We start from the raw sequence: 24077 nt of genomic DNA on the forward strand, positions 1-24077 counted from the left end.
CGCGATTAACGCCTGATTAGCTTATCGAGAATTCCTCAGTGTTCCAAATCGAGGTTTTCCGAATTCAGGATCCAATGATCCGCATCAAGCGAAGTTGTAATTTTGCGTGCGATCCGCGTGAGATCGTTAACGTCCTTGTCATCAAGGGTATCGAAGAGAAGTCCGCGCACCGAGGCAACGTGGTGAGGCGCCATCTGCTGCACGGCTTCCCATCCGACCTGAGTTAATGAGGCGATTTTCACACGGGCATCCTCTGCGGACTGCTCGCGGGTAACCCAGCCGCGCTTCTCCAGCTTCTTGACCACATGCGACAGTCGCGAAAGCGAAGCACTGGTGTGCGAAGCCAGCGTCGTCATGGTCAGCTGATGGTCCTTGGCCTCGGAGAGCATGGCGAGCATGTGGTAGTCGAAAAGCGTGATGCCTTCCAGGCCCTGCAGATCGGAATCCAAGGCCGCCGGAAGCAAAGTCATGACAGCATGCAGTCCAAGCCAGGCGTCGCGTTCAGGCCCGGAGAGCCAAACTGGCTTATCGCTCATGAAGTTTCCAATCGTTCATAGACCTGCACCTACAGGCCAGCAAGGTATCAACCTGTAGACCATATATTGTAAAGCTAAGTATTTACTATATGTCAGATGCCCGCATTTCGGCTCTCTGCCAATATTTCGTTCCGCCAGCCACCCTAATGGCCTTTGGGCCCGGCTGCATCCTGCAGGCAATGGTCCTGCAAATCACCGCAAGAGCAGCAAGCGGCCGGAGGCCTAGCGCCAGTCCAAAAACGTGCAGGTCCCAGAGGGCGCAAGGAGCGAGCTGGGTAACGCTCATGCTAGTGACGATCCCTGCTTTTTGACCAGCTGGCAAGCCAAAGGCCCGCGCTGAAGAGCGCGGGCCTTTGGAACCTAGGAATTCTCCAGCTGTTTCTTCTTCCGGTAGCTGATCACCTGTCCGATGACCACCACGAGCAGGGCAAGGATGAACATCGCCGAACCAATGACATTCGCCTGGGCCGGGATGCCGCGGGTAGCTGCCACATAGATGAACTTCGGGAAGGTCTGGAAGGTGCCGGAGTTGAAATTCGTGATGATGAAATCATCGAAACTCATCGCGAAGGACAACAGCGCGGCGGCCACAATGCCTGGCAGCAGCAGCGGGAACGTCACCTTCCAGAAGGCCGCACGCGGCGAGGCGTAGAGATCGGCGGCCGCTTCTTCCAATCGCGTATCCAGCGAGGAGACACGAGCCCTGACGGTGACGATCACGAAGGACATGCAGAACACGATGTGGGCGATCACGATGGTGGCGTAGCCCAGTTCCCAACCGAGGTTCAGGAACTGTGCCAGCAGCGAAGCACCGAGCACGACCTCCGGCGTAGCCAACGGCAAAATGATCAGCACATCGGTGAGCTTGCGGAACCGGAACTTGTAGCGGACCAGGCCGATGGCGATCAGCGTGCCCAAGGCGGTAGCGGCAATCGTGGCCACCGTGCCGACCTGCAGCGAGTGCACCAGCGATTCGCAGACCGCCGGAGCGCCGCAGGGGTTCTGCCAGTTCTCCAGGGTGAAGCCGCGCCAGTCCAGGTTGGTGCGGCCGGCATCGTTGAAGGAGAACACGAAGATGTACGCGATCGGGACCAGGAGGTAGATGAAAGCCAGCCCGCCGACAGCAGGGATGAACCAGCGTCCGATTTTCTGCTTCATGCTACATCAGCTCCTTGGTCCCGAAGCGGCGGATATAGATCGTGACCAGGACCAGGATCGAGACCATCAGCACGAAGCTCAACGCCGAGGCGCCCGGGTAATCGATGACCTTGAAGAATCTGGAATCGATGATCTGGCCGATCATCGTAGTATTGCGGTTATTGCCCAGCAGGGCCGCGTTCACGTAGTCGCCGGCGGCCGGGATGAATGTCAGCAGGGTGCCGGCGAAGACGCCCGGGGCGCTCATCGGCAGCGTCACCTTGAAGAAGGAGGTCATCGGGCTGGCATAGAGATCCCCCGAGGCCTCGAGCAGGCGTGTGTCCAGCCGGCCCAGGTTAGCGTAGATCGGCAGCACCATGAACGGCAGGAAGTTATAGGTCAGGCCCGCGACGACCGCGAACGGCGTGGCGGTCAGGTGCCCGTCGGCTGGCAGGATCGCCAGGAATTTCAGCGTTTGGGCGATGAACCCCTCGTCGGCCAGTATCTGCTTCCAGGCCTGGGTGCGCAGAATGAAGCTGGAGAAGAACGGGGCGATCAGCAGCACCAGCAAGATGCCCTGCAGCAGCGTCTTCTCGCGCAAGCGGACTGCCACCAAGTAGGCCATCGGGAAGCCGATGAGCAAGGCCAGGACGGTGGCGATCAGCGCGAACCCGAAGGAGCGCAGCAGCTCGGGCCAGTAGGCGGCGAGCACCGTGGCGTAGTTGCCGATTTCGAAACCCGGCACGAATTCGCCGATTTCCCCGCCCTCGGGCTTCACGTACAGGCTCATTGCCAGCAGGACAACCACCGGAAGCGCGAAGAACAGGGCGAGCACCAGCATGCCCGGGGCGATCAGGTAGACGCCGGTGCGGCCCTTGCGCCGCTCCGCCCGGATCTCCTCGGGGCTGCGCAGGTCGACGATGCCCTTCTTGGTCATGACCGTCATGGCTGGTCAACTCCGGCATCCTCGTGCTCGGCACCGGCCAGGCCGAAGGAATGCTGCGCCTCCCAGGACAGGTACACGGTGTCGCCTTCGGCAGCCGGCTGCTGGCCGCGATTCTGCGTGAAGGTCCCGAGCGTGCCGATCCCGTCCACCTCGACCAGGTACTCGGTGGTGGTGCCGGTGAAGGACACGTCGACCACGGTGCCGGACAAGCGGTTCTCCCCCGCATAGCCCTCGCGCGAGATCGTGATCTTCTCCGGGCGCACCCCGACGACCACCTCCCCTGAAGCCTGCACGGCGCGGTCGGCCGGCAGCAAGATGGTTTGGCCGTTGACCATGACGCTGAGCATGCCGGCGTCATTGCCGCTGACCGTGCCGCGCATCAGGTTCGACTTGCCCAGGAAGTTCGCGACGAACGCGGTCTTGGGCAGTTCGTAGAGTTCGCGCGGCGGGCCCATCTGCTCGATCCGTCCGCCGTTCATCACCGCGACCACGTCGGCCATGGTCATGGCCTCTTCCTGGTCGTGGGTGACGTGGATGAAGGTCAGGCCGACTTCGGTCTGGATGTTCTTCAGCTCCAGCTGCATTTGGCGGCGCAGCTTCATATCCAGTGCCCCGAGGGGCTCATCGAGCAGCAGCACCTGCGGGCGATTGACCAGCGCCCGGGCCAGGGCCACGCGCTGCTGCTGCCCGCCGGAGAGCTGGATCGGCTTGCGATTGGCAAGGTGCCCGAGCTCCACCAGGTCCAGCCCGGCCCTGGCTTTCTCCATCGCCTGCTTGTCCTTCTTGCGCTTGAGCCCGAAGGCCACGTTTTCCAGCACGCTCATGTGCGGGAACAGCGCATAGGACTGGAACACGGTGTTCACCGGACGCTGGTGGCTGGCCAGCGCGGTGACGTCCTGGCCGCCGATCGAGATGCTGCCCTCGCTGGGGGCCTCAAGGCCCGCGATCATGCGCAGGGTGGTCGACTTGCCGCAACCGGAGGGTCCGAGCAGGGCGAAGAAGGTGCCCGAAGGGACCACCAAATCCAGGTCCTTGACCGCCACGAAGCTGGAAAAGCGCTTGGTGATGCCCGAGAGGTGCAGATCCGCGCCGGTGGCAGTGGTTTCGGTACGCGTTGCCAAGGTTGTCATGCCCCTATCACTTCCTGGAACTGGTTGTGGAAATCGGTTTCTGCTGCCGGTACAGCACGTGCGGAGGTTGCCCGGTTGACGACGTCCCTGGCGCGGGCCGGGCCCGGACCGCGGCCTTTGGACAGGCGCTGGCAGTTGATGGCTCGTTGGCGAGTCATGGTGTTCCCCGCTTTCTAGGCGCCGATTGCACTCTGGAATTCAGAGTTCAACGCGGTCTCTTCATCCGCTTCCAGCGAGCGGAAGACATGCGCCTTGGCCAGATCCTCATCGGTCGGGAAGATCAGCGGGTTGCCGACCAGGTCCGGGTCGATCTTTTCCATTTCTTCCTGGGCGCCGACCACCGGGCAGATGAAGTTCACGTAGGCTGCGACCTGCGCGGCCACGGCCGGGTCGTAGTAGAAGTCCATGAGCTTCTCGGAGTTGGCCTTGCGTGGCGAGGCCACCGGGACCATCAGGTTGTCGCTCCACAGGGTGCCGCCGGCCTCGGGGATCACGAACTCCCACTGGTCATCGTTCTCGAAGTTCATCTGCACGATATCGCCGGACCAGACGATGCCGGCGATCGCATCGCCCGAGACGAAGTCCTCCTTGTAGGAGTTGCCCTTGACCTGGCGGATCTGGCCATTTCCGATGTTCTCGCGCAGCACGTCGGCGGCGGCGCCGAATTCGCTTTCGCCCCATTGGCCGGCGATGTCCACGCCGTTGTGCAGCATCAGCAGGCCGATGGTGTCGCGCATTTCATCGAGCACGGTGATACGGCCCTTGAGCTTTGGATCCCAGAGGTCCTCGACGGATTTCAGGCCCTTGGGGAATGCCTTCTTATTCCAGGCGATGCCGGCGTAGCCGGACTGCCAGGTCAGCGAGTGCTTGCGTCCCGGGTCGAAGTCCACGTCCTTCAGATTGGGCAGCAGGTTGGCCGAGTTGGGGATGTTCGCCAGGTCCAGCTCCTGGGCGTAGCCCTGGCGGATCATGCGGCCGGCCATCCAGTCGGTCATCGTGATGATGTCCTGGCCGATGTCCTGGCCTGCCTTGAGCTGGCCCTGCACCTTGCCGTAGTAGGTGTCGTTGCCGTCGATATCCTCGCGGTAGTTCACCTTGATGCCGGTCTGCTTGGTGAACGCATCCAGTGTCGGGTAGGTCTTCTTCTCGTCGTCGTAATCCAGGTACAGGGTCCAGTTGGCCCAGTTCACGGTGGGGTCATTTGCGGAAATGTCCTCGATCGACGGTGCGGCTTTGGTGCTGCTTCCTCCGGTGCCGCAGGCTGCGAGCAGCCCGGTCAGGCCCAATGCGCCGGCCGCGGAAAGCACGCTGCGGCGGGAGTAGCTGCGCTGGCTCATGGCCTGGACCAGTGCGCGGACTTGGGGGTCTTGCGGAAGTCGGCGTTGCGAGTGCGACATGGCTGGAATCCTAACGACGAATGTGATCGGCCACACATGAAAGTGTTGTCGTTCATCCTGCCAGCAATGCACAGGTCCAACAAGACCCGAACGCAAGTTTCCTTGTAAAAATTACGTTACGAAAACTGAAAACTTTCAAAAATACCCCTTTCGCAACTGAATCAGTGACGGTAGGGTCTGTGGAAAGTCCCTTAGACCTAGGAGGTCGATATGACGCTGCCCTCGCATACGGCACAGGCCATTGATGAAATTTCCAAGGAGATCATCGAGCAGCTGCAGGAAGATGGCCGGCGCTCCTATGCCGCCATCGGCAAGGCAGTGGGCCTGAGCGAAGCGGCTGTGCGCCAGCGCGTGCAGAAGCTGGTCGAGAGCCGCGTCGTGCAAATCGTCGCAGTCACCAACCCGCTGGAGTTGGGCTTCACCCGCCAGGCCATGATCGGCGTCGTCGCCGCCAGCGACATCAGCGGCACCGCCGACCGGATCGCCGAACTTCCGGAAGTCGACTACTGCGTGGTCACTGCCGGCAGCTCGGACATACTCGCGGAGGTCATCTGCTCGAACGATGAGGACCTGCTGCGCGTGATCGGAACGATCCGCGGGCTCGAAGGCGTGGTCAGCACCAATACGTACACCTACCTTTCACTCAAAAAACAGGAATACAACTGGGGAACACGATGAACACACCACGTGGTACCGATCGCCAGCAAGCCGCTCGCGATCACCTTTGGATGCACATGGCCCGGCACTCCGGAATTTCCAACGGCGCGCACGTTCCGATCATCTCGCGCGGCGAGGGGCACAAGATCTACGACGATGCCGGGCGCGAATACATCGACGGCTTGGCCGGGCTGTTCGTGGTCAACGCGGGGCACGGGCGCGCCGAATTGGCCGAAGCCATGGCCAAGCAGGCCGAGAAGCTGGCCTTCATGCCGCTGTGGTCCTACGCCCACGAACCGGCGATCGACCTGGCTGAGCGCCTGGCCAGCTATGCACCAGGCGACTTGAACCGCGTCTTCTTCACCACCGGCGGCGGCGAGGCGGTCGAATCCGCCTTCAAGCTGGCCAAGCAGCATTTCAAGATGAAGGGCAAGCCGGGCAAAACCAAGGTCATTTCGCGCGCCCTGGCCTACCACGGCACCCCTCAGGGAGCCTTGGCCATCACCTCGCTGCCGGATATGAAGACCCCGTTCGAGCCTTTGGTCCCCGGCACCTTCCGCGTGCCGAACACCAACTTCTACCGCGCACCGCAGATGTTCGCGGACAACGAGAAGGACTTCGGGCTGTGGGCCGCGGAGCGCATCCGCGAAGCCATCGAATTCGAAGGCGCCGACACCGTGGCGGCGGTCTTCCTGGAACCGGTGCAGAACTCCGGCGGCTGCTTCCCGCCACCACCGGGGTACTTCGACCGGGTCCGCGAGATCTGCGACGAATACGACGTGCTGCTGGTTTCCGACGAAACCATCTGCGCGTTCGGCCGCATCGGCTCGATGTTCGCCTGCAACGACTTCGGCTACGTCCCGGACATCATCACCTCGGCAAAGGCGCTGACCAGTGGCTATGTCCCGCTGGGCGTGATGGTCGTTTCCGACAAGCTGTTCGAGCCTTTCACCAAGGGCGATACCACCTTCTACCACGGCTACACCTTTGGCGGGCATCCGGTGGCAGCCGCGGTGGCGATGGCGAACCTGGACATCTTCGAGCGGGAAGGATTGAACGAGAACGTCAAGAACAATGCCGACGCGTTCAAATCCACGCTGTCCAAGCTCACCGATCTGGACATCGTTGGCGATGTGCGCGGCGCCGGCTACTTCTACGGGATCGAGCTGGTCAAGGACAAGGCGACCAAGGAGACCTTCAGCGACGCGGAGTCCGAACGCCTGCTGCGCGGGTACCTCTCCCCGGCCCTGTGGGAGGCGGGACTGTATTGCCGCGCCGACGATCGCGGCGACCCGGTCATCCAGTTGGCTCCGCCCATCACGATCGGGCAGCCGGAGTTCGACCAGATCGAATCCATCCTGCGCACCGTGCTGAAGGAAGCGGCCAGCAAGATCTAGCGCCACGAAGGCTCGCAGGCATCGCCTGCGAGCCTTTTCGCAAGTCAGAGCGTGTTACTTCACGAAGCTGCACGCAATTGGTGCTTTGTGGCATAGGCCACTAGTCTGAGGTCATTAGACGATCAAGATCGCCTTTTGGAAGATTGCAGGAACCTCATGACTTTGGAACCGACCAGAATCAGGTTGGCACGCGAACGTGCAGCGCTGAGCCGGTCCGCCTTGGCCGCCTCGCTGGGTATTTGCGAGCGCGAACTCGCCCATGCTCCCGAGGATCTTTCCCTTGCGCTGGCCGATGCGCTGGGCTGCGCGCCGCAGTTCTTCCGGCTTCCCGCGGCCCAGGGCATCGACACCGAGCGGATCTTCTTCCGCTCCCCGCGCCGCACCAGCACCGCGCAGAAAGTCGCCGCGGCCGCGCTGGGCCGCAACGGCGTGGAACTCTACAACCTGATCACGCGGAACTTCCGGCTCCCGCACACCGGGATCCCCGAGCTGTGCGGCTTCACCCCGGAAGATGCCGCCGCGCATCTGCGCACCGAATGGGATCTGGGATGCGGCGCGTTGCCCGATCTGCTGCATCTGCTCGAAGCCCGCGGGGTGCGGGTGCTGAGCCTGCCGGCCTCGCTCGAAGCGGTCAAGACCTTCAGCTTCTGGGAAGACGGGCAGGCCTTCATCTTCCTGGCCGCCGGCAGCCGCAATGCACAGCGCCTGGCGATGGCCCACGAGCTGGGGCATCTGCTGATGCACTCCTCGCTGGGCGAGAACCGCGAGCAGGTGGCCGCCGCGGAACGCGAAGCCGACGAATTCGCGGCACGCTTGCTCCTGCCCTCCCTGTCCCTGCAGGTTCGGGTCTCCGATTCCCTGCAGATCCCGCAGCTGCTGGCACTCGAAGAGCAGTTCGGTGCACCGGCCCAGGTGATCCTCGCGCATTCGCGTGCCCGCGGCTTGCTGGGCGAAGGCGCCTACCAGTGGTTGTCCCAGGAGCTGGCGCTGGAACCGGCCCAGGAGCACCAGCAGCTGGTCTCCCGGGTCTTCTCCCTGGTCTTCCCCTCCCTGCAGCGCGACCATCGGGCCAGCACCGCACGGATCGCCCGCGAATTAGGGCAAACCGCATCGCAGATCCATGAGCTGACCTTCGGGCAGGCGTTCGTGCTGCTCGAAGGAGAGAACCTGCACGACGCCGGCCAGGCGACCCGCGGCCACCTGCACGCGCTCTAGCAACCCCGGGGTTTGGCAGCTACGCTGGTGCCACCAGGCGATGGCGCCGCGGCCGATCGCCGAGCCAAAGGGGATCGCCATGCAAATCAACGCCGACAAATCCCGGCAAGTCGCCGAGGAGTCCCGCGAGCAGTTCGACCGGCCCAGCTTCGCCAAGGGCCTGTACATGGGGGCCGTGGACTTCTCCCTGATCGAACCATTGCCCAGCGCCCTGCATCCAGAACGCGGACAGGAATTCCTGCCGCAGCTCGAAGCGGTCCTCGATGGCATCGACCCGGAGCGCATCGAAGCCCAGGCGCGCGTCCCCGGCGAATATATTGCCCAGCTTCGCCGCATCGGCGCCTTCGGCATGAAGATCCCGGTCGAATACGGCGGACTGGGGCTGAGCCTGCTGGACTACGGCCGGGCGCTGATGCGCGTCGGCGTGGTTTCCCCGGCCATCGGCGCGCTGCTCTCGGCCCACCAGTCCATCGGCGTCCCCGAACCGGTGAAGGCCTTCGGCACCGAGGAGCAAAAACGCGAGTACCTGCCGCGCTGCGCGGCAGGAGCCATCAGCGCCTTCCTGCTCACCGAGAACGATGTCGGTTCCGACCCTGCACGGTTGGGCACCGAAGCCCGGCTCAGTCACGACGGCAGCCACTACATCCTGGATGGCGCGAAGCTGTGGACCACCAACGGGGTGGTCGCCGAGCTGCTCGTGGTGATGGCCGCGGTGCAGCCGCATGAGGCCCTCGGCCAAGAGCCTGCAGGTCGCGGCGGAATCACCGCCTTCATCGTCGAGGCCGATACCGCGGGCATCACCGTCGAGAACCGCAACCAGTTCATGGGCCTGCGCGGAATCGAGAACGGGGTGACCCGGTTCCGCTCGGTGCGCGTGCCGGCGGCCAACCGCCTGGGCAAGGAAGGCTCGGGGCTGAAGATCGCGCTGAGCACCCTGAACACCGGGCGCTTGTCCATCCCGGCCATGTGCGCCGGGGCCGGCAAATGGTCCACGAAGATCGCCCGTGAATGGTCCGCGGCCCGCGTGCAGTGGGGCCACCCGGTCGGCAAGCACCAAGCCGTCGCCGGCAAGCTCGCCTGCATCGCGGCCAGCAGCTATGCGCTGGAAGCGGTGTTCGAGGTGTCCGCCCGGCTGGCCGATGCCGGCATGAAGGATATTCGCATCGAGGCGGCCCTGGCCAAGCTCTGGGCTTCGGAGGCTGCCTGCACGATCGCCGATGAGCTGCTGCAGATCCGCGGCGGGCGCGGATTCGAGACCGCGCAGTCGCAGGCAGCGCGCGGCGAGCGGGCGGTGCCGGTCGAACAGATGCTGCGCGACCTGCGGATCAATCGCATCTTCGAAGGCTCCACCGAAATCATGCACCTGCTGATTGCCCGCGAGGCCGTGGATGCGCACCTGCAGGCGGCCGGGGACCTGGCGCGTGCCGGGTCGAGCATCCAGGACAAGGCCCGAGCGGCGGTGGATGCCTCGGGGTTCTATGCCCGGTGGCTGCCCAAGCTTGCGATGGGCGCAGGCTCGCTTCCGAACTCCTATGCCGAGCACGGCCCATTGGCCAAGCACCTGCGCTATGTGGAGCGGACCTCGCGGCGGCTGGCACGCCAGACGTTCGCCGGGATGGCGCGCTGGCAGGCCGGCCTGGAAAAGCAGCAGGTCTTCCTGGGCCATATCGTGGATATCGGCGCGGAGCTGTTCGCCATGTCCGCGGTGATCGCCAAAACCACTGCGCTGCCGCAGTCCCCGGCTGGCCAGCGCAACTCGGCGCAGGATCTTGCCCTGGCCTTCTGCGAACAGGCCGCGCAACGCTGCGAGGAGCATTTCGACAGGCTCTGGAAAAACACCACCCGTACCGATGGACGGATCGCCGCGGACCTGCTGGACGGGAAGTTCCAGTGGCTGGAGGCAGGGGTCCGCGATGTCTCCGAAGGCACCGGAGAGTGGATCGCCCAGTGGTCCGATGGAGTTCGCAAAGACGTGCGGTGGCCCTACCCGGAGGATGCCTAGGGCTCCACGATCTCGATGTCCAGTTCCCCGGCACGCCACTTCGCGGTCATGCGCTCGGCGAGGGCATCGGCCGCCAGGGCTTCCTGCGGGGTCATCCAGTAGGTGTTCACCCGGAGTTTCTGCTGCGGGTCGAGTTCCTTGGACAGCAGGGCCATCGGCCGGCATCCAGGGATCTTCACCGCGTGGAACAACCCGCAATGCCTGCCGATATGGTGGATCATGCATCCCAAGGCCGCGGACTCGATGTCCGTGTTGCCGCCCTTTTCCCACGCGTCGAGATGATCCAGTTCGCATCGTTCGGCGGGCATGCTGCATCCCGGATACAGGCACCCTCGATAGGCCGCCCGGATGGCGCGGCCCTGCGCCTTGCTATACAGCCGCTGGGTGCGGCCCAGATCCAGGGGCAGGCTCTGGCCGTTCAGCACCAGCGGATAGATTCCGGCCGTGCACAATGCCGCTCTGGTTTCGCCCGGGGATAGCTGGATCCCGGTGGAAGTGACCGCGAATTCCTTGCCGTCGCGTCTCATCTTCTCGTAATCCAGGATGATGCTCACCTGCGGTACCGCCAACCCGGGTTGTTTCCCTGGCGAACCGCTCTGGTTGCGGTCGGTCATCAGCAAGGCCAGGAATCCTACGAGCCGGCGTCGTTCTGGCTTGAGCTCCTCGAACTGGGTGGCGGCCGGGCCGGCAGGTTCCTCGGGCTCTTCAGGTTCTTCGGGTTCGTCAGGTTCCTCGGGTTCTCCAGGTTCGTCAGGTTTGTCAGGTTCTTCGGGTTCTTCAGGTTCGGCGGATCCCTCGGGTGCCGATCCGGCAGGTTCCCCGTCTTTGGCCCAGTCGGGCATCGATTCCTCGTCATCCCAGCCGCTGCCCTGGGCACCGGTGAACTGCGCCTCGGCGTGCGCCAGGGCTTCGCGGTTCCCGGCCACGGTGGCCGGGTTGTCCAGCGCGTTGAAATACGCTTCGATCATCGCCGCATGGGCGGGCAGGACGCGCAGGACGTATTCGACCAGGCCCTGGCGCATGCCCTTCTTGAAGATCCCGATCCCATCCAGCAGGGCTTGCAACGGGCGCTGGCCGGACTTCACCTGCGCCACCAGTGCGTTGATGTGCCTGCGGGCGGCCTTGGGTTCGCTGCGGATGAAGGCGGCCGATTCGGCTTGCAGCTGGTCCTTCTTGGCCTGCCCGGCCTGGCCTTCGCCGAAGTCCTTGCGGGCCGAATGCAGTTTCAGCGCGGCCGAGGACACCAGCCGGGGATCCACGTCGGGGTCGGCGAATTGCCCGGCCAGTTCCGGCAACCAGGCGGGCAGCGGTTGCCCTGCCTCGTCGACACCGCCCAGCAAGCAATCCACCAGGGCCAGCCGGTCGCGGACCGTGCTGCGCGGGATGTCCAGCCAGCCGTGCAGCAGCCCGGCCGTGTTCTTGAAATGCGTGCGGGCAGTGGTGGTGCGCCCGGCGGCCGCCTGGAATGCGGCGAGGCTCGGGTGCTCGCCTGCCTCGGTGACGGCCTGGAAGGATTCCTGGTCGAGCTTGTGGGCACCGGTGCGGCGCAGCGCATGGGCGGCGTGCAGCTGGGTGCGGCTCTGGCGGCGGGCGAGCTTGACAGCAAGCTGCGCAAAGCAGGCCGCGTGGCCGGGGCTCAATGGCCCGCCGGCAAGGACCGCGGTGGCCGATGCGATGAGTTCTTCCGCGTCGGCCAGGTCCTTTAGCGCCTGTGCCTGCTCTGTGCTCATGCCCCCATGATGCCTGTGGCGTCCTGCGGGGTTTTCTCACCGGGAGCCAAGTGTGGATAACTCAGCCGTGCATGCGGTACCAGAGCAGCGCCACCTGCAGCGAGGCGCGGGATTCGGCGGAGTCCAGCTGCACCCCGAGCTTGGCTTCGAGCTTGGCCAGCCGGGAGTAGAGGGTGGGCCGCGAGAGGTAGCCGGCCTTGGCCAGCGCGGTTTTGTTCCCGCCGTGGGCCAGGTAGAGATCGAGCAGGTCAAGGGCGGCCAGGTCGAGCGGGTTGAGCAGGCCGGAGAGCTCGGCCAGCGCGAAGGTGCGCAGCTTCGGGTCGCTGCCCCTGGCCGAGAGCACCCCGCGCAGGCGCAGGTCGGCGAAGCGGTAGTAGGGCTGGGCGCGGGTGGGCAGGTGCGGGACGATCTGCGCGACCTGCGCGGCTTCCTCCAGCCCGGCGATGCTGGTGGCCAGGGTGCCTTCGGGCCCCACGCCGATGGCCACCGGCGCGGTGAGCTGCTCGGCCAGCCGGCGAGTGAAGCCCTGCAGGGTGGAGTCCAGCAGCTCGCGGGCGCGCAGCGGCAGAATCAGCCCCAGGTACCCGGGCTTGAGCGAGCCTGCCAGGATGCCCAGGTGCAGGGTGTCGGCCAGCTGGTCGAGCACTTCGAGCAGGGCGCGGTCGGCCAGCTGGGTTTCGGTCGGCGTGCCGGAACCGGCCAGGGAGATGACCACCGGGACATAGTAGGGGGCGGCGGCCAGGCCCAGGGCCTGGGTGCGGATGGCGATGTCCTTGTCGCTGTAGCTGTGCCCGGCCTGCAGTTCGTGCAGCGTGGAGGTGCGCGCCTGGTAGAGCAGCTCGCGCTGGTCGCGCCCGGACAGGCGGGCGATGGTCAGCGCCTGGCCGGCCCGTTCCAGCACCAGGGCCGCGCGGTCGTCGTCCTCCAGGACGGCCGGGACGATCAGCCGCCCCCAGCGGCTGCGGACCGCGCCGACCGGGGTCTGCAGCCAGTTCTCGGTGCCGGTGGCGCGTCCAGTGTGCTCCAGAAACCCGACGAAGCGCGAACGGGTGATCCAGTGTTCCAGTTGCGCGCCGGACTGGGCGAGCACGTGGTGGCGGACATCTTCCAGGACCACGGGGGCCGAGAGCAGCTGCGCGGTGCGGTCCACGATCTGCGCTTCGTCGGCCTCGGTCAGCGAGAGCCCGGTGTAGATTTCGTGCACCGTGCGGGAGAACTGGACGGCCTCGAGCTGCTCGGCGACGAGTTTCTGGTGGATGACCTCGGTGATGGACACGAAGCGGGTGGTGGTGCGCAGGGCGATGACCGGCAGGCCGAGGTCGGCGACGTCCAGCGGTGCGCCGGAAAGGTCCTCGATGATGACCCCGACGGCCCCGGCCTCGCGCAGCGCGGTGATGAAGGCGCGCACGTCGCTCACGTTGCGCAGGGTCGTGAGGATCAGCTCGCGGCCCAGCAGCAGGTCGATGTTCTCGGTGGATTCGGTCACGTGCACCCAGCGAAGCGGCGCGTCCATCCCTGTTCCGCAGAGCACCTGGGGGTCGGCGGCTTGGACCACCGGCAGGTGCAGTACCTCGTCTACCGTCAGCATTTTTTACACTCCGTCAGCACTAGTGCTTAAATCATGACACAGTGATGGTGTCGTCCCTCACATCCATGACCCATGATGAAGGCAGGCACCCAACTTCGAAAGGCCGATACGATGACCGCAACGCTGACCGGCACCCTGCAGCACTGGATCAACAACGCCAATTACTCCGCCGACGACCGCACCGGCAAGATCTACAACCCTGCCACCGGCGAGGTCACCGGCCAGGTTGCGCTGGCCTCCAAGGCGACCACCGAGCATGCGATCGCCGCAGCCGCCGAGGCTTTCCCGAAGTGGCGCGACACCTCGCTGGCCCGCCGCACCGCGATCATGTTCAACTTCCGCCAGCTGCTGGCCGAGCGCAAGGGCGAGCTGGCCGCGATCATCACCGCCGAGCACGGCAAGGTGCTGGACGACGCGCTGGGCGAAGTGGCCCGCGGCCTGGAAGTCGTCGAGCTGTGCTGCAACGCCCCCTACCTGCTCAAGGGCGAGTTCTCGCAGAACGCCTCCACCGGCATCGACGTGCAGTCCATGCGCCAGCCGGTCGGCGTCTCGGCCATCATCTCCCCCTTCAACTTCCCGGCCATGGTGCCGCTGTGGTTCTTCCCGGTAGCGATCGCCGCCGGCAACGCGGTGGTGCTCAAGCCATCGGAGAAGGACCCGTCGGCCGCCAACTGGCTGGCCGAGCTGTTCACCGAGGCCGGCCTGCCCGAGGGCGTGCTGAACGTGGTGCACGGCGACAAGGAGGCGGTGGACACCCTGCTGACCGATCCGCGCGTGAACTCCGTGTCCTTCGTGGGTTCCACCCCGATCGCACAGTACGTCTACTCCACCGGCACCGCGCACAACAAGCGGGTGCAGGCCTTTGGCGGCGCGAAGAACCACATGCTGGTGCTTCCGGATGCCGACCTGGACCTGGCCGCCGACATGGCGGTCAACGCAGGCTTCGGCGCGGCCGGCGAGCGCTGCATGGCGATCTCCGTAGTCGTCGCGATCGACACCATTGCCGATGAGCTGGTGGCCAAGATCGCCGAACGCGCCAAGACGCTGCGCGTGGGCGATGGCACCCGCGGCTGCGACATGGGCCCGCTGATTACCGGCGAGCACAAGGCGAAGGTGGCCGGATACATCGAGGCCGGCATCTCCGCCGGCGCGGACCTGGTGCTCGATGGCCGCACCGGCACCGTGGACGCCGATGGCGAGGGCTTCTTCCTGCACCCGACGATGTTCGACCGCGTGGGCACGGACATGTCCATCTACACCGAGGAAATCTTCGGTCCGGTGCTCTCGGTGGTGCGCGTGGAGAGCTTCAACGAGGGCATCGAGCTGATCAACTCCTCGCCGTACGGCAATGGCACCGCGATCTTCACCAACGACGGCGGCGCGGCCCGCCGCTTCGAGGACGAGATCCAGGTGGGCATGGTCGGGGTCAACGTGCCGATCCCGGTACCGGTGGGCTACCACTCCTTCGGCGGCTGGAAGGCCTCGCTGTTCGGCGACCAGCACGCCTACGGCCCGGAGGGCTTCAAGTTCTTCACCCGCAACAAGGTGATCACCAAGCGCTGGCTGGATCCCAGCCATGGCGGCATCAACCTCGGCTTCCCGCAGAATGACTGATACCCATGACTGAACCACTGACACAGCCACTGACGCAGGGCGTTTCCGCAGCGGATATCGCCGCTGGCCAGCACGCCTACGAGCTGGACCGCAAGCACGTCTTCCACTCCTGGCAGGCCCAGGGGCCGTTCGCCCCGATGACCATCCTGAAGGCCGAAGGCTCCTGGGTATGGGACGGCGAGGGCAACGCGCTGATCGACCTCTCCAGCCAGCTGGTGAACACGAACATCGGGCACCAGCACCCGAAGGTGATCGCCGCGATCCAGGAGCAGGCCGGCAAGCTGGCCACCATCGCCCCGCAGCATGTGAATGATGCGCGCTCTGAGGCGGCCCGGCTGATCGCCAAGCACACCCCCGGGCAGCTGGACAAGATCTTCTTCACCAACGGCGGTGCCGATGCAGTGGAGCATGCGGTGCGCATGGCGCGGCTGCATACCGGCAAGCACAAGGTGCTCTCCGCGTACCGTTCCTACCACGGCGGCACCCACCTGGCGGTGAACCTCACCGGGGATCCGCGGCGCTTCGCCTCGGACCACGCCACCGATGGGGTGGTGCGCTTCTTCCCGGCCTACCCGTACCGCTCCTACTTCAATTCGAGCACCCCCGAGGAGGAGACGGCCCGGGCGCTGAAGCACCTGGAGGACACAATCCTGCTCGAAGGCCCGGGCACTATTGCCGCGATCATCCTGGAGAGCATTCCGGGTACCGCCGGCATCTACCTGCCGCCCCCGGGGTACCTGCAGGGCGTGCGCGAGCTGACTAAGAAGCACGGCATCGTGTACATCGCCGATGAGGTGATGGCCGGATTCGGGCGCAGCGGGCAATGGTTCGCGGTGGACCATGCCGGGGTGGTGCCGGACCTGCTGACCTTCGCCAAGGGCGTGAATTCCGGCTACGTGCCGCTGGGCGGGGTGGCGATCAGCCCGGAGATCTTCGAGACTTTCCGCGAGCGGGTCTACCCGGGCGGGTTGACCTATTCGGGCCACCCGCTGGCCTGCGCGGCGGCGGTAGCCACCATCACCGCGATGGAGGACGAGGCCATGGTGGAGAACGCCCAGCGCTTGGGCGAGGAAATCATCGGGCCGCGCCTGGCGCAGTTCGCGACCGAGCACCCGAGCGTGGGCGAGGTGCGCGGAACCGGCGTGTTCTGGGCGATCGAGCTGGTGAAGAACCGGGAAACCCGCGAGCCGCTGGCCGCCTATGGAGGCAGCAGCCCGGAGATGAACCAGGTGGTTGCCGCCGCGAAGGCCGCAGGGCTGCTGCCCTTCGCGAACTTCAACCGGCTGCATGTGGTGCCGGCGATGAACATCGAGGATGAGGTGCTCATTCAGGCGCTGGATCGCCTCGAGCAGGCCTTGGCCGTCGCCGACACGTTCGTTCAATAGCACCGATCTGGCAGGACAGCGCAGCTGTCCTGCCAGATCTGCATTCAAAGGAGATCGAGATGACTACCGTGGCGACCAGTCCAGTGCTATGCGCCCATCCCCGGGCCTCGCTCGATGAGCAGGACCGCAAGCAGGCCAGCGTGGACCGCTCCGGCTATGTGCCCCCGACCTTTGCCGACGGGGTGATCTTCGCGCAGGACATCGATGATGTGGTGCTGGCGATGCAGTTGGCCCACAAGCATGGCGCCACGATCGTCCCGCGCGGGGCCGGCACCGGGCTGGCGGCAGGGGCCAGCGCCGAGGCCGGGCAGATCGTGCTCGACTTGTCCCGGATGGACAAGATCCTGGAAATCGATCCGGTGGAAGCCACCGCGGTGGTGCAGCCCGGCGTGCTCAATGCGGCGGTGAACCAGGCCGCCGGCGAGCACGGGCTGTTCTACGCCCCGGATCCTGCCAGTACCGCGATCTGCTCGATCGGCGGCAATATCGCCACCAACGCCGGCGGCATGTGGTGCGCCAAGTACGGGGTGACCCGCGAGTCGGTGCTCAGCTTGCTGGTGGTGCTGCCCGACGGGCAGCTGCTGCGTACCGGACGGCGGACCATCAAGGGCGTGGCCGGCTATGACATGAATGCGCTGATGATCGGTTCGGAAGGCACCTTGGGCATTGTGGTTGAAGCACTGCTGCGCCTGCGCCCGAAGCCCAAGCACACCTCCACCTTGGTCGCCTACTTCCCCGATGAGGATACCGCGGCAAAGGCCGCCTCGGCGGTGATCGCCGAACGGCTGGCCCCCTCGGTGCTGGAGCTGATGTGCGGCAAGACCCTGAAGGCAGTGGATGCGGCGCTCGGAACTGGCCATGGATCACGCGGCGGTGCTTTGCTGCTCGCGCAGACCGACGGCTACGGCGCGCAGCTGGAAATGCAGGCGCTGCAGGATGCGATCGCCCCGCTGGCCGCGCACATCGAGATCGCCACGGACCAGGAGCAAGCACAGGCGCTGATCGAAGCCCGTCGCCAGGCGATCCCGAGCATGGAGCTGCTGGGCACCGCCTCGATCTGCGATATCGGCGTGCCGCGCAATCGCTTAGCCGAAGCCTTCGCCGGCCTGCAGCGCATCGAGGATGAACGCGGAGTATCGATCTTCACTATCGCCCATGCCGCCGATGGCAACCTGCATCCGATCATCGTGGTGCCTGAAGGCCAATCCATCACCAGCGGCGCGCCGAAGGCCGCGCTGGGAGACATGTTCCACCTCGCCAAGTTCCTGGGCGGCACGCTCACCGGCGAGCACGGCATCGGTTTGCTCAAGCAGGATTGGCTGGCCCAGGAGCTGGGGGAAACCTCGCTTGCGCTGCAGCGACGGGTGCGCGCGGTGTTCGATCCACAGGGCATCTTGAACCCGGGCAAGGCGATTTAACCCTAGAAGTCATCCGCTGACATGGGTAGGGTAAATACATGGATGAGTATCTACCGGTGGACTTCAGCCTTCCTCTCGTGTCGCTGGCGGCTTCTGTGATCTTCTTGCTGATCGGGTTGCCCTTGATCATCCACGCCCTGATCCGACGCAACGGCTTCACCCGCCTGCGTGACGGGGAGCAGACTTATGCGCGACGCGCATCCATCCGCACCGAGTTCATTTCTGCCGGAATTGCTGTGGTGGCAACGGCCATCTGTCTGGTCATGGGCATCACCGGCTACAACACCGCGATGAGCAACCTCGTGGCGAACGTCCAGAAGGAATATTCGCCGACCGAGTTGGAGATCAAGTACTGGAACGGGTCGTGGGCAACAGCAGATATCGCCTTTGCCGATGGCACCAGCTACGTGGATGCCCAGATCTCAATGCAGTCTGCCTACCGTCCACTAGTTGAACCGAAGATGACGCAGGATTAGCTGGCAGAGAACTGTCGCCATGATCCAACTCCAGTATGAAATACTGGCCACAGCATATTTTCACGCCGATATCCTGTGGAGGGAAAAGACAATGACCGGAAGTGGTGCGCCAGCAGGCGATCCGTTCCAGCCGCATCTTGAATGGGGTCTGAAAACCTCGTTCGTGAGCTATATTTCTTCCCTCGCCGACGGACGCATTGAAGCTGCCAACGGGGTATGGCAGGCAGGCAACGCGTTGGCGTTCCCCGTCTCCCCCGCTGCAGGGGTACCGGAAAACGAAATCTGGTTCAACGGGCGTGTGTCCTTCTCCGGGCACGGCGGCATGATGAAGCTGGATCTCTTTGAACCGCGCATCGTGAACCATGACGAGAACATCAGCCTCACGATCGACGAAGCCGGCGAACGCGTTGCCATTGCCGAGCTCACCGAAACCAGCGTTTCGAACGCTTTCGGCTTGGTCAAGACCCGCTTCTCGGCGGTGCTCACCGAGGCAGGTTCGAAGCTGTTCAACGGCCAGTACCCTGCCGGCCAGCAGATGGAAGAAGTCGAGGTCGTGCTGCGCGGTTAGCAGCTCACCAGCAAGAGGGCCCGGCACGAAAGTGCCGGGCCCTTGGCATATCTATCACCCGTGTTCAGTTGCCGGGGCTGGTTTTCTTCATTTAACAAGGTAGGTTCGGTTCATGTCTAGAACTTTCCTGTCGACGATCAGAATCCTGACTGCGCTGAGCATTGCGATGATGGCTTTGTCTTTCGTCATGGCTCATTCGTGGTTATTGCAGATCATCACGCTGGGTCTAGGCGCTTCGGCACTAATATCGGTCTTCGCCCGTATATGCCAAATAAGGCGCACAAGTGCCGACAACCAGTCACTTCTGCTTCCCTCGCTCGCCATCACCGCGGCAGGTGCATTCATCTTCCGGTTCTTTATCTTGTGGGCGACATCCAGGCCTGCAAGGTACGCCGACTACATGCCCGAGAACGGTGTACCGATCACGAATGGAATTGCATTGAACACGCAATTCTTCCAGTTGCTATCCATGGGATTGATCGTGCTCTTGCCGATCGCGTTCTTCGTCCTGCTGATGGTATTTTTTCGTGGAAAGAACATCATAAGCCAGGTGCATACCGCCAACTAGGGCGCGTACTGATATTCGGGGCTTCAGGATTCCCGGGAGAATTCTGAGGCACGCAATACCTGCTCTTCACTTAGTGCGTGGCCGGTGTACTTCTGAAACTGCGCCGCGGCCTGCAGGGCGATGACTTCTGCCCCGGTAATCACCTGCTTGCCAGCAGTTCGTGTTGCGCGGATCAATGGTGTTTCACTTGGGAAAGCCACCACGTCGAAGACGGTTCGTGCGGCTTCAATCTGCTGGGTGCTAAATGCGTGCTCCTCAGACTGGGCTCCGTCCATGCCCAGCGGCGTTACGTTCACAAGAATCTCGTGTCCTGGAGCCGGGTCAGCACTGGTAAATCGGTAACCGTATTTGTCAGCTAAGGCTTGGCCGGAAACTTCGTTACGTGCCAGCACCGTCAGGTCGTTGAATCCGGCTTCGCGGAAGGCGGCCACGACGGCCTTGGCCATTCCTCCGGAGCCTCGGACAAGCACGGAACTTTCAGGATCCAGCTGGTGGCGTTCGATGAGCGTCGCGATCGCCTCGAAGTCGGTATTTGAAGCAACCAGTCGCCCGTTGGTATTCACGATGGTGTTCACCGAGTCGATTGCCTTGGCCGAAGGCTCAATCTCATCGACCATGTTCATCACGCCTTCCTTGAACGGCATGGATACCGAACAGCCACGAATGCCCAAGGCCCGGACCCCAGCGATGGCACCAGCGAGGTTTTCGGTCGAGAAGGCCTTGTAGATGAAGTTCAGCCCGAGTTCTTCATACAGGTAATTATGGAACCGGGTGCCGATATTAGATGGTCGACCAGATAACGAAATGCATAGGGTCATGTCCTTGTTCAAAATAGGCACGCGTTGCTCTCCAAATACTGTCGTCGGTTCACTTCCCAATATACGTGGCGATACGCGGCGGATCCTTTCATGAACCGGCAATGGCGACTAGCGTCTTGGCCTATGAACAACGAACTTGATGACGGCCCGTTCTTCCACGGCACGAAAGCCGAACTGCAGCCAGGAGAAGTCTTGACTGCCGGATTCCCGTCGAATTATCGTCCGGAAATCATCATGAACCACATCTACTTCACCGCATTTGCCGATGGCGCGGGGTTGGCCGCCGAAATTGCGGCCCTGGAGGGGACCGCCCATGTCTATGAAGTGGAACCGACCGGGGCGTATGAAAATGACCCGAATGTCACCGACAAGAAATTCCCGGGCAACCCCACACGCTCCTACCGCAGTGCGCACCCCGTACGGGTGATCCGTGAAGTCCACGATTGGACCCGGCTGTCGCCCGAAGCCTTGCAAAGCTGGCGTGTACGCATCGCAAGGATCGCCGATGACCCCACTGCCGAGATCATCAACTAGCCTTCGCACGCAAATAGGCGGTGCCCGATGCCTGGATAGGCACCGGGCACCGCCGGGGAATGCTGGAGAACGCAGTCTCCGTCAGCCCTTGATGATCTGCGGCTGGGCCAGGGACTTCAAGCCGTCAATACCGAATTCCAGGCCGTAACCGGACTGCTTGGCGCCGCCAAATGGAATGCGCGGGTCGATGGTGCCGTGCGTGTTGATCCACACGGTGCCTGCCTGGATCTGCGCCGCGACTTCCAGTGCCTTCTCCCGGTTGCTGCTCCATACCGAGGCTCCGAGCCCGACTTCCAGGGCATTGGCGTGCTTGATCGCTTCGGCCGTGTCCTTGACCTTGATGATCGGCAGGGCCGGGCCGAATTGCTCCTCGACCACCAGCGGGTTGCCCGGGTCGATGTCGGCAATGAGCGTGGTCGGGTAGAAGTAGCCGGCCGCGTTTTCATCGGGGTTGGCACCGAGCAGCACCTTGGCACCGGAATCCACGGCATCCTTGACCAGGGAAGCGACAATGTCGTACTGGGCCTTGTTCTGCAGCGGGCCGAGCACGTTGTTCTCGTCGAGGCCGACACCCATGGGCATCTGCGCGGCGACGCCGGCCAGTGCATCGCACACCGCGTCGTAGATCGATTCGGGCACGTACAGGCGCTTGAGCGCGGCACAGGTCTGGCCGGTGTTGATGAAGGCACCCCAGAACAGGTCTTCGGCGATGGCCTGCGGATCGGCGTCTCCGAGCACGATGCCGGCGTCGTTGCCGCCCAGTTCCATGGTCAGGCGCTTCACGGTATCGGCCGAGGAGCGGATGATGGCCTTGCCGGTGCGGGTGGAGCCGGTGAACATGATCTTGGCGATATCCGGATGGCCCGAGAGCCTCTCGCCGACCTCGCGTCCGCCAGCCACGATCTTCAGCACGTCTGCTGGCAGCACTTCGTTGAGCACGTGGACCAGGGCCAGGACCGAGAGCGGGGTGTATTCGCTGGGCTTCATCACCACCGTGTTGCCCATGCGCAAGCTCGGGGCCAGCTGCCAGATGGAGATCATCATTGGCCAGTTCCACGGGCCGATGGCGCCCACTACGCCCAGTGCGCGGAAGTGCTTGGCGGCATAGGTTTCGCCGTCGTCCACGACCACTTCCGGTTCGATTTCATAAGCGGTGGCGGCGCGCAGCCAGGCGGCTGCTCCCCCGACCTCGAAGCGCGCATTCGGCCCGTTCAGCGGCTTGCCCTGCTCACGGGAGAGCAGCTCGGCGAGCGCTTCCGCGTTGGCTTCGATATTGTCCGCGGCCGCATTAAGCACGCGCTTGCGCTCGTCGTGGCCCAAGGCATCCCAGGCCGGCTGGGCGGACTTTGCGGCGGCAACGGCCGCGTCGAGATCGGCGGCACTCTGCTCGGCAACACGGCCAACCAGTTCACCGGTTGCCGGGTCCAGGATTTCGGTGCCACCGGTTGCTGGCTGGATCGCATCCAGCAGTTCTTGGGCGTTTGCGTAAGCCATCTTTGAGCTCCTTGGTAATGAGTTGTTAGGTGACGGGAAGTTTTTCGGCCATCGGTGCACGCCGTTTGGACGAGCGGATGACCAGTGCCAGCACCCATGCGATGAGGCCAGGCAGGATCACGATGCCTTGCAGCACATAACCGAGCATTCCCGGTTCTGCCATGCCAAGCAAGATTTCGAAGTTGATGACGATTTGGGCGAAGACATAGACCAGGGCGATGCCCGAGACCAGCGGAGCGATCACCCGGGTTATCAGGGATTCTCCGCTGCGGTTCGCCTTGAAGTATCCGATGACGGCAAAAGAGGTCAGTGCCATGAGCAGCACCAGCCCGTAGGCCGCCGAGTTGGTCATCCAGGTGAACATCGTGAACACGACATACATCGGATCCTTGCCATGCGAGATCACCGCGAAGACGGCGATAACCGCCAGTCCGAGGGTGGACTGCGCCAGCGAACCTGCAACGGGGGCGTGGGTGGTGCGCGAAGTTGCGGCAAGGAACTTCGGCAGCGCCCCGCCGCGGCCCATGGAGTAGAAGTAGCGGGCAATGACGTTGTGGAAGGCCAGCAGCGCGGCGAACAGGCTGGTGATGAACAGGATGTTGGCCAGATCGACGAACCAGGCTGGCGCGTTGGCGCCGAAGAACGCGAAAATCAGGTCGGGGCCGAATTCTGCCGAAGCGCCGATGACGTTCGAGGCGCCTTCGCCGACAGCTACGGCGAAGGCCGAAAACGCGTAGAAGCAGGCGATGATGACGACCGCGATCATCGTGGCACGCCGGGCGGTGCGTGCTGGATCCTTGACCTCTTCGTTGTAGATGGTTCCGGATTCGAAGCCCATGAAAGCGGCGATGGTGAAGGCCATGACGGCGCCCATGCCCGGTGCGATGGCGTCGGCCATGTTGAAGGATGCGGCCGGCTGCGGCGCTTCGGGAGCCAGCACGAAGGCCATGATGTTGTAGATGATGACGACGAGGAATTCTGCGGCCACGACGATGCCCAGGATCTTGACGGAGAAGTCGACCCGGTTCATGCCCAGGAAGCCGACAACTGCCCAGGCGGCCAGGGCCATGGCCCACCATGGGATGGCGGTGCCGAAGGACGCATTGGCAAAGGATGCCGCGGCGAATCCGAACATGCCGTAGATGCCGATCTGCATGAGGTTGTAGCTGACCAGGGCGACCATTGCCGCTCCCACGCCCAATGCCCGCCCCAGCCCCTGGGCAATGTAGGCGTAGAAGGCGCCGGCGTTCGGGATGTAGCGGCTCATCGCGGTGTAGCCGATGCTGAAAACCAGCAGGATGGCACCGACCATGAGGAAGGACAGCGGCACGGATTCCATGCCGGTCACCGCGTAGTTGGTAGTCACGCCGCCAGCCACGGCGGTGAGCGGTGCGCTGGCGGCAATGATCATCACGACCAGAGCCGGCACCGTGAGTGTGCGTTGTTCGAGTCCCATTCGATCCCCCA

22 protein-coding genes are annotated in these 24077 nt (G+C 63.9%); 11 read left to right on the forward strand and 11 right to left on the reverse strand.

Going from position 1 to position 24077, the window contains the following annotated elements; genetic code table 11:
* Window positions 1-35: 35 nt before the first annotated feature.
* The 6 genes from ACIQTS_RS11375 to ACIQTS_RS11400 form a co-directional block, all read right to left on the reverse strand.
* Window positions 36-536: a MarR family winged helix-turn-helix transcriptional regulator gene (locus ACIQTS_RS11375; protein WP_402473417.1), complete on the reverse strand. Its 501-nt coding sequence runs from the start codon at window positions 534-536 to the stop codon at window positions 36-38.
* Window positions 537-896: 360 nt separating this feature from the next.
* Window positions 897-1694 (reverse strand): ABC transporter permease, encoded by a 798-nt coding sequence (locus ACIQTS_RS11380; protein ID WP_402473419.1) that lies wholly within the window; start codon window positions 1692-1694, stop codon window positions 897-899.
* 1 nt (window position 1695) lies between these two features.
* Window positions 1696-2619: an ABC transporter permease gene (locus ACIQTS_RS11385; protein WP_105657041.1), complete on the reverse strand. Its 924-nt coding sequence runs from the start codon at window positions 2617-2619 to the stop codon at window positions 1696-1698.
* Window positions 2616-3749: an ABC transporter ATP-binding protein gene (locus ACIQTS_RS11390; protein ID WP_332727292.1), complete on the reverse strand. Its 1134-nt coding sequence runs from the start codon at window positions 3747-3749 to the stop codon at window positions 2616-2618. Before ACIQTS_RS11390 ends, ACIQTS_RS11385 begins: the two co-directional genes overlap by 4 nt.
* Complete coding sequence (locus ACIQTS_RS11395; protein WP_181148813.1) at window positions 3746-3907, reverse strand: hypothetical protein; 162 nt, start codon at window positions 3905-3907, stop codon at window positions 3746-3748. The genes ACIQTS_RS11390 and ACIQTS_RS11395 overlap by 4 nt, the downstream gene beginning before the upstream one ends.
* 15 nt (window positions 3908-3922) lie before the next feature.
* Complete coding sequence (locus ACIQTS_RS11400; protein ID WP_105657043.1) at window positions 3923-5146, reverse strand: PotD/PotF family extracellular solute-binding protein; 1224 nt, start codon at window positions 5144-5146, stop codon at window positions 3923-3925.
* Between the two features lie 210 nt (window positions 5147-5356).
* Here ACIQTS_RS11400 and ACIQTS_RS11405 point away from each other — a divergent pair, with 210 nt between their 5' ends.
* The 4 genes from ACIQTS_RS11405 (at window position 5357) to ACIQTS_RS11420 (ending at window position 10417) form a co-directional block, all read left to right on the forward strand.
* Window positions 5357-5824 carry an Lrp/AsnC family transcriptional regulator gene (locus ACIQTS_RS11405; RefSeq protein ID WP_105657044.1) on the forward strand — a complete coding sequence of 156 codons (468 nt, stop codon included), beginning with the start codon at window positions 5357-5359 and terminating at the stop codon, window positions 5822-5824.
* Window positions 5821-7200, forward strand: a complete 1380-nt coding sequence (locus tag ACIQTS_RS11410; protein ID WP_105657045.1) for an aspartate aminotransferase family protein — start codon at window positions 5821-5823, stop codon at window positions 7198-7200. The genes ACIQTS_RS11405 and ACIQTS_RS11410 overlap by 4 nt, the downstream gene beginning before the upstream one ends.
* A gap of 156 nt (window positions 7201-7356) precedes the next feature.
* Window positions 7357-8415 (forward strand): ImmA/IrrE family metallo-endopeptidase, encoded by a 1059-nt coding sequence (locus ACIQTS_RS11415; protein ID WP_105657046.1) that lies wholly within the window; start codon window positions 7357-7359, stop codon window positions 8413-8415.
* A 79-nt stretch (window positions 8416-8494) separates the two neighbouring features.
* Window positions 8495-10417: an acyl-CoA dehydrogenase family protein gene (locus ACIQTS_RS11420; protein ID WP_402473422.1), complete on the forward strand. Its 1923-nt coding sequence runs from the start codon at window positions 8495-8497 to the stop codon at window positions 10415-10417.
* On the opposite strand, the gene ACIQTS_RS11425 is transcribed toward ACIQTS_RS11420, so the two are convergent.
* Both ACIQTS_RS11425 and ACIQTS_RS11430 read right to left on the reverse strand, forming a co-directional pair.
* The gene (locus tag ACIQTS_RS11425) at window positions 10414-12147 is read right to left on the reverse strand and encodes an HNH endonuclease signature motif containing protein (RefSeq protein ID WP_402473424.1); all 1734 of its coding nucleotides are present in this window, start codon (window positions 12145-12147) and stop codon (window positions 10414-10416) included. The genes ACIQTS_RS11420 and ACIQTS_RS11425 overlap by 4 nt on opposite strands.
* A 61-nt stretch (window positions 12148-12208) precedes the next feature.
* The gene (locus tag ACIQTS_RS11430) at window positions 12209-13735 is read right to left on the reverse strand and encodes a PucR family transcriptional regulator (RefSeq protein WP_402473425.1); all 1527 of its coding nucleotides are present in this window, start codon (window positions 13733-13735) and stop codon (window positions 12209-12211) included.
* A gap of 111 nt (window positions 13736-13846) precedes the next feature.
* Here ACIQTS_RS11430 and ACIQTS_RS11435 point away from each other — a divergent pair, with 111 nt between their 5' ends.
* From ACIQTS_RS11435 to ACIQTS_RS11460, 6 genes are all read left to right on the forward strand, one after another.
* Complete coding sequence (locus tag ACIQTS_RS11435; protein WP_402473427.1) at window positions 13847-15349, forward strand: CoA-acylating methylmalonate-semialdehyde dehydrogenase; 1503 nt, start codon at window positions 13847-13849, stop codon at window positions 15347-15349.
* Between the two features lie 5 nt (window positions 15350-15354).
* Window positions 15355-16734, forward strand: a complete 1380-nt coding sequence (locus tag ACIQTS_RS11440; RefSeq protein ID WP_365943160.1) for an aspartate aminotransferase family protein — start codon at window positions 15355-15357, stop codon at window positions 16732-16734.
* Between the two features lie 59 nt (window positions 16735-16793).
* Window positions 16794-18152 (forward strand): FAD-binding oxidoreductase, encoded by a 1359-nt coding sequence (locus tag ACIQTS_RS11445; RefSeq protein WP_402473428.1) that lies wholly within the window; start codon window positions 16794-16796, stop codon window positions 18150-18152.
* A 38-nt stretch (window positions 18153-18190) separates the two neighbouring features.
* Window positions 18191-18628, forward strand: coding sequence for a hypothetical protein (locus ACIQTS_RS11450; RefSeq protein WP_365943158.1), 438 nt, complete (start codon window positions 18191-18193; stop codon window positions 18626-18628).
* Between the two features lie 91 nt (window positions 18629-18719).
* The gene (locus tag ACIQTS_RS11455) at window positions 18720-19196 is read left to right on the forward strand and encodes an HtaA domain-containing protein (RefSeq protein WP_402473429.1); all 477 of its coding nucleotides are present in this window, start codon (window positions 18720-18722) and stop codon (window positions 19194-19196) included.
* Window positions 19197-19308: 112 nt separating this feature from the next.
* Window positions 19309-19764 (forward strand): hypothetical protein, encoded by a 456-nt coding sequence (locus tag ACIQTS_RS11460; protein WP_402473430.1) that lies wholly within the window; start codon window positions 19309-19311, stop codon window positions 19762-19764.
* Window positions 19765-19787: 23 nt separating this feature from the next.
* Here the strand turns inward: ACIQTS_RS11460 and ACIQTS_RS11465 are convergent, their stop codons facing one another.
* Complete coding sequence (locus ACIQTS_RS11465) at window positions 19788-20603, reverse strand: shikimate 5-dehydrogenase (protein ID WP_402473432.1); 816 nt, start codon at window positions 20601-20603, stop codon at window positions 19788-19790.
* 102 nt (window positions 20604-20705) lie between these two features.
* Between ACIQTS_RS11465 and arr the strand changes: the two genes are divergently transcribed.
* The gene (arr, locus tag ACIQTS_RS11470; protein WP_402473434.1) at window positions 20706-21116 is read left to right on the forward strand and encodes an NAD(+)--rifampin ADP-ribosyltransferase; all 411 of its coding nucleotides are present in this window, start codon (window positions 20706-20708) and stop codon (window positions 21114-21116) included.
* Between the two features lie 81 nt (window positions 21117-21197).
* Here the strand turns inward: arr and ACIQTS_RS11475 are convergent, their stop codons facing one another.
* Window positions 21198-22610, reverse strand: a complete 1413-nt coding sequence (locus ACIQTS_RS11475; protein ID WP_402473436.1) for an aldehyde dehydrogenase family protein — start codon at window positions 22608-22610, stop codon at window positions 21198-21200.
* 25 nt (window positions 22611-22635) lie between these two features.
* Window positions 22636-24066 (reverse strand): APC family permease, encoded by a 1431-nt coding sequence (locus tag ACIQTS_RS11480; RefSeq protein ID WP_365943153.1) that lies wholly within the window; start codon window positions 24064-24066, stop codon window positions 22636-22638.
* Window positions 24067-24077 lie beyond the last annotated feature (11 nt).

The organism is Glutamicibacter sp. NPDC090743 (assembly GCF_044769125.1).
GTDB lineage: Bacteria > Actinomycetota > Actinomycetes > Actinomycetales > Micrococcaceae > Glutamicibacter.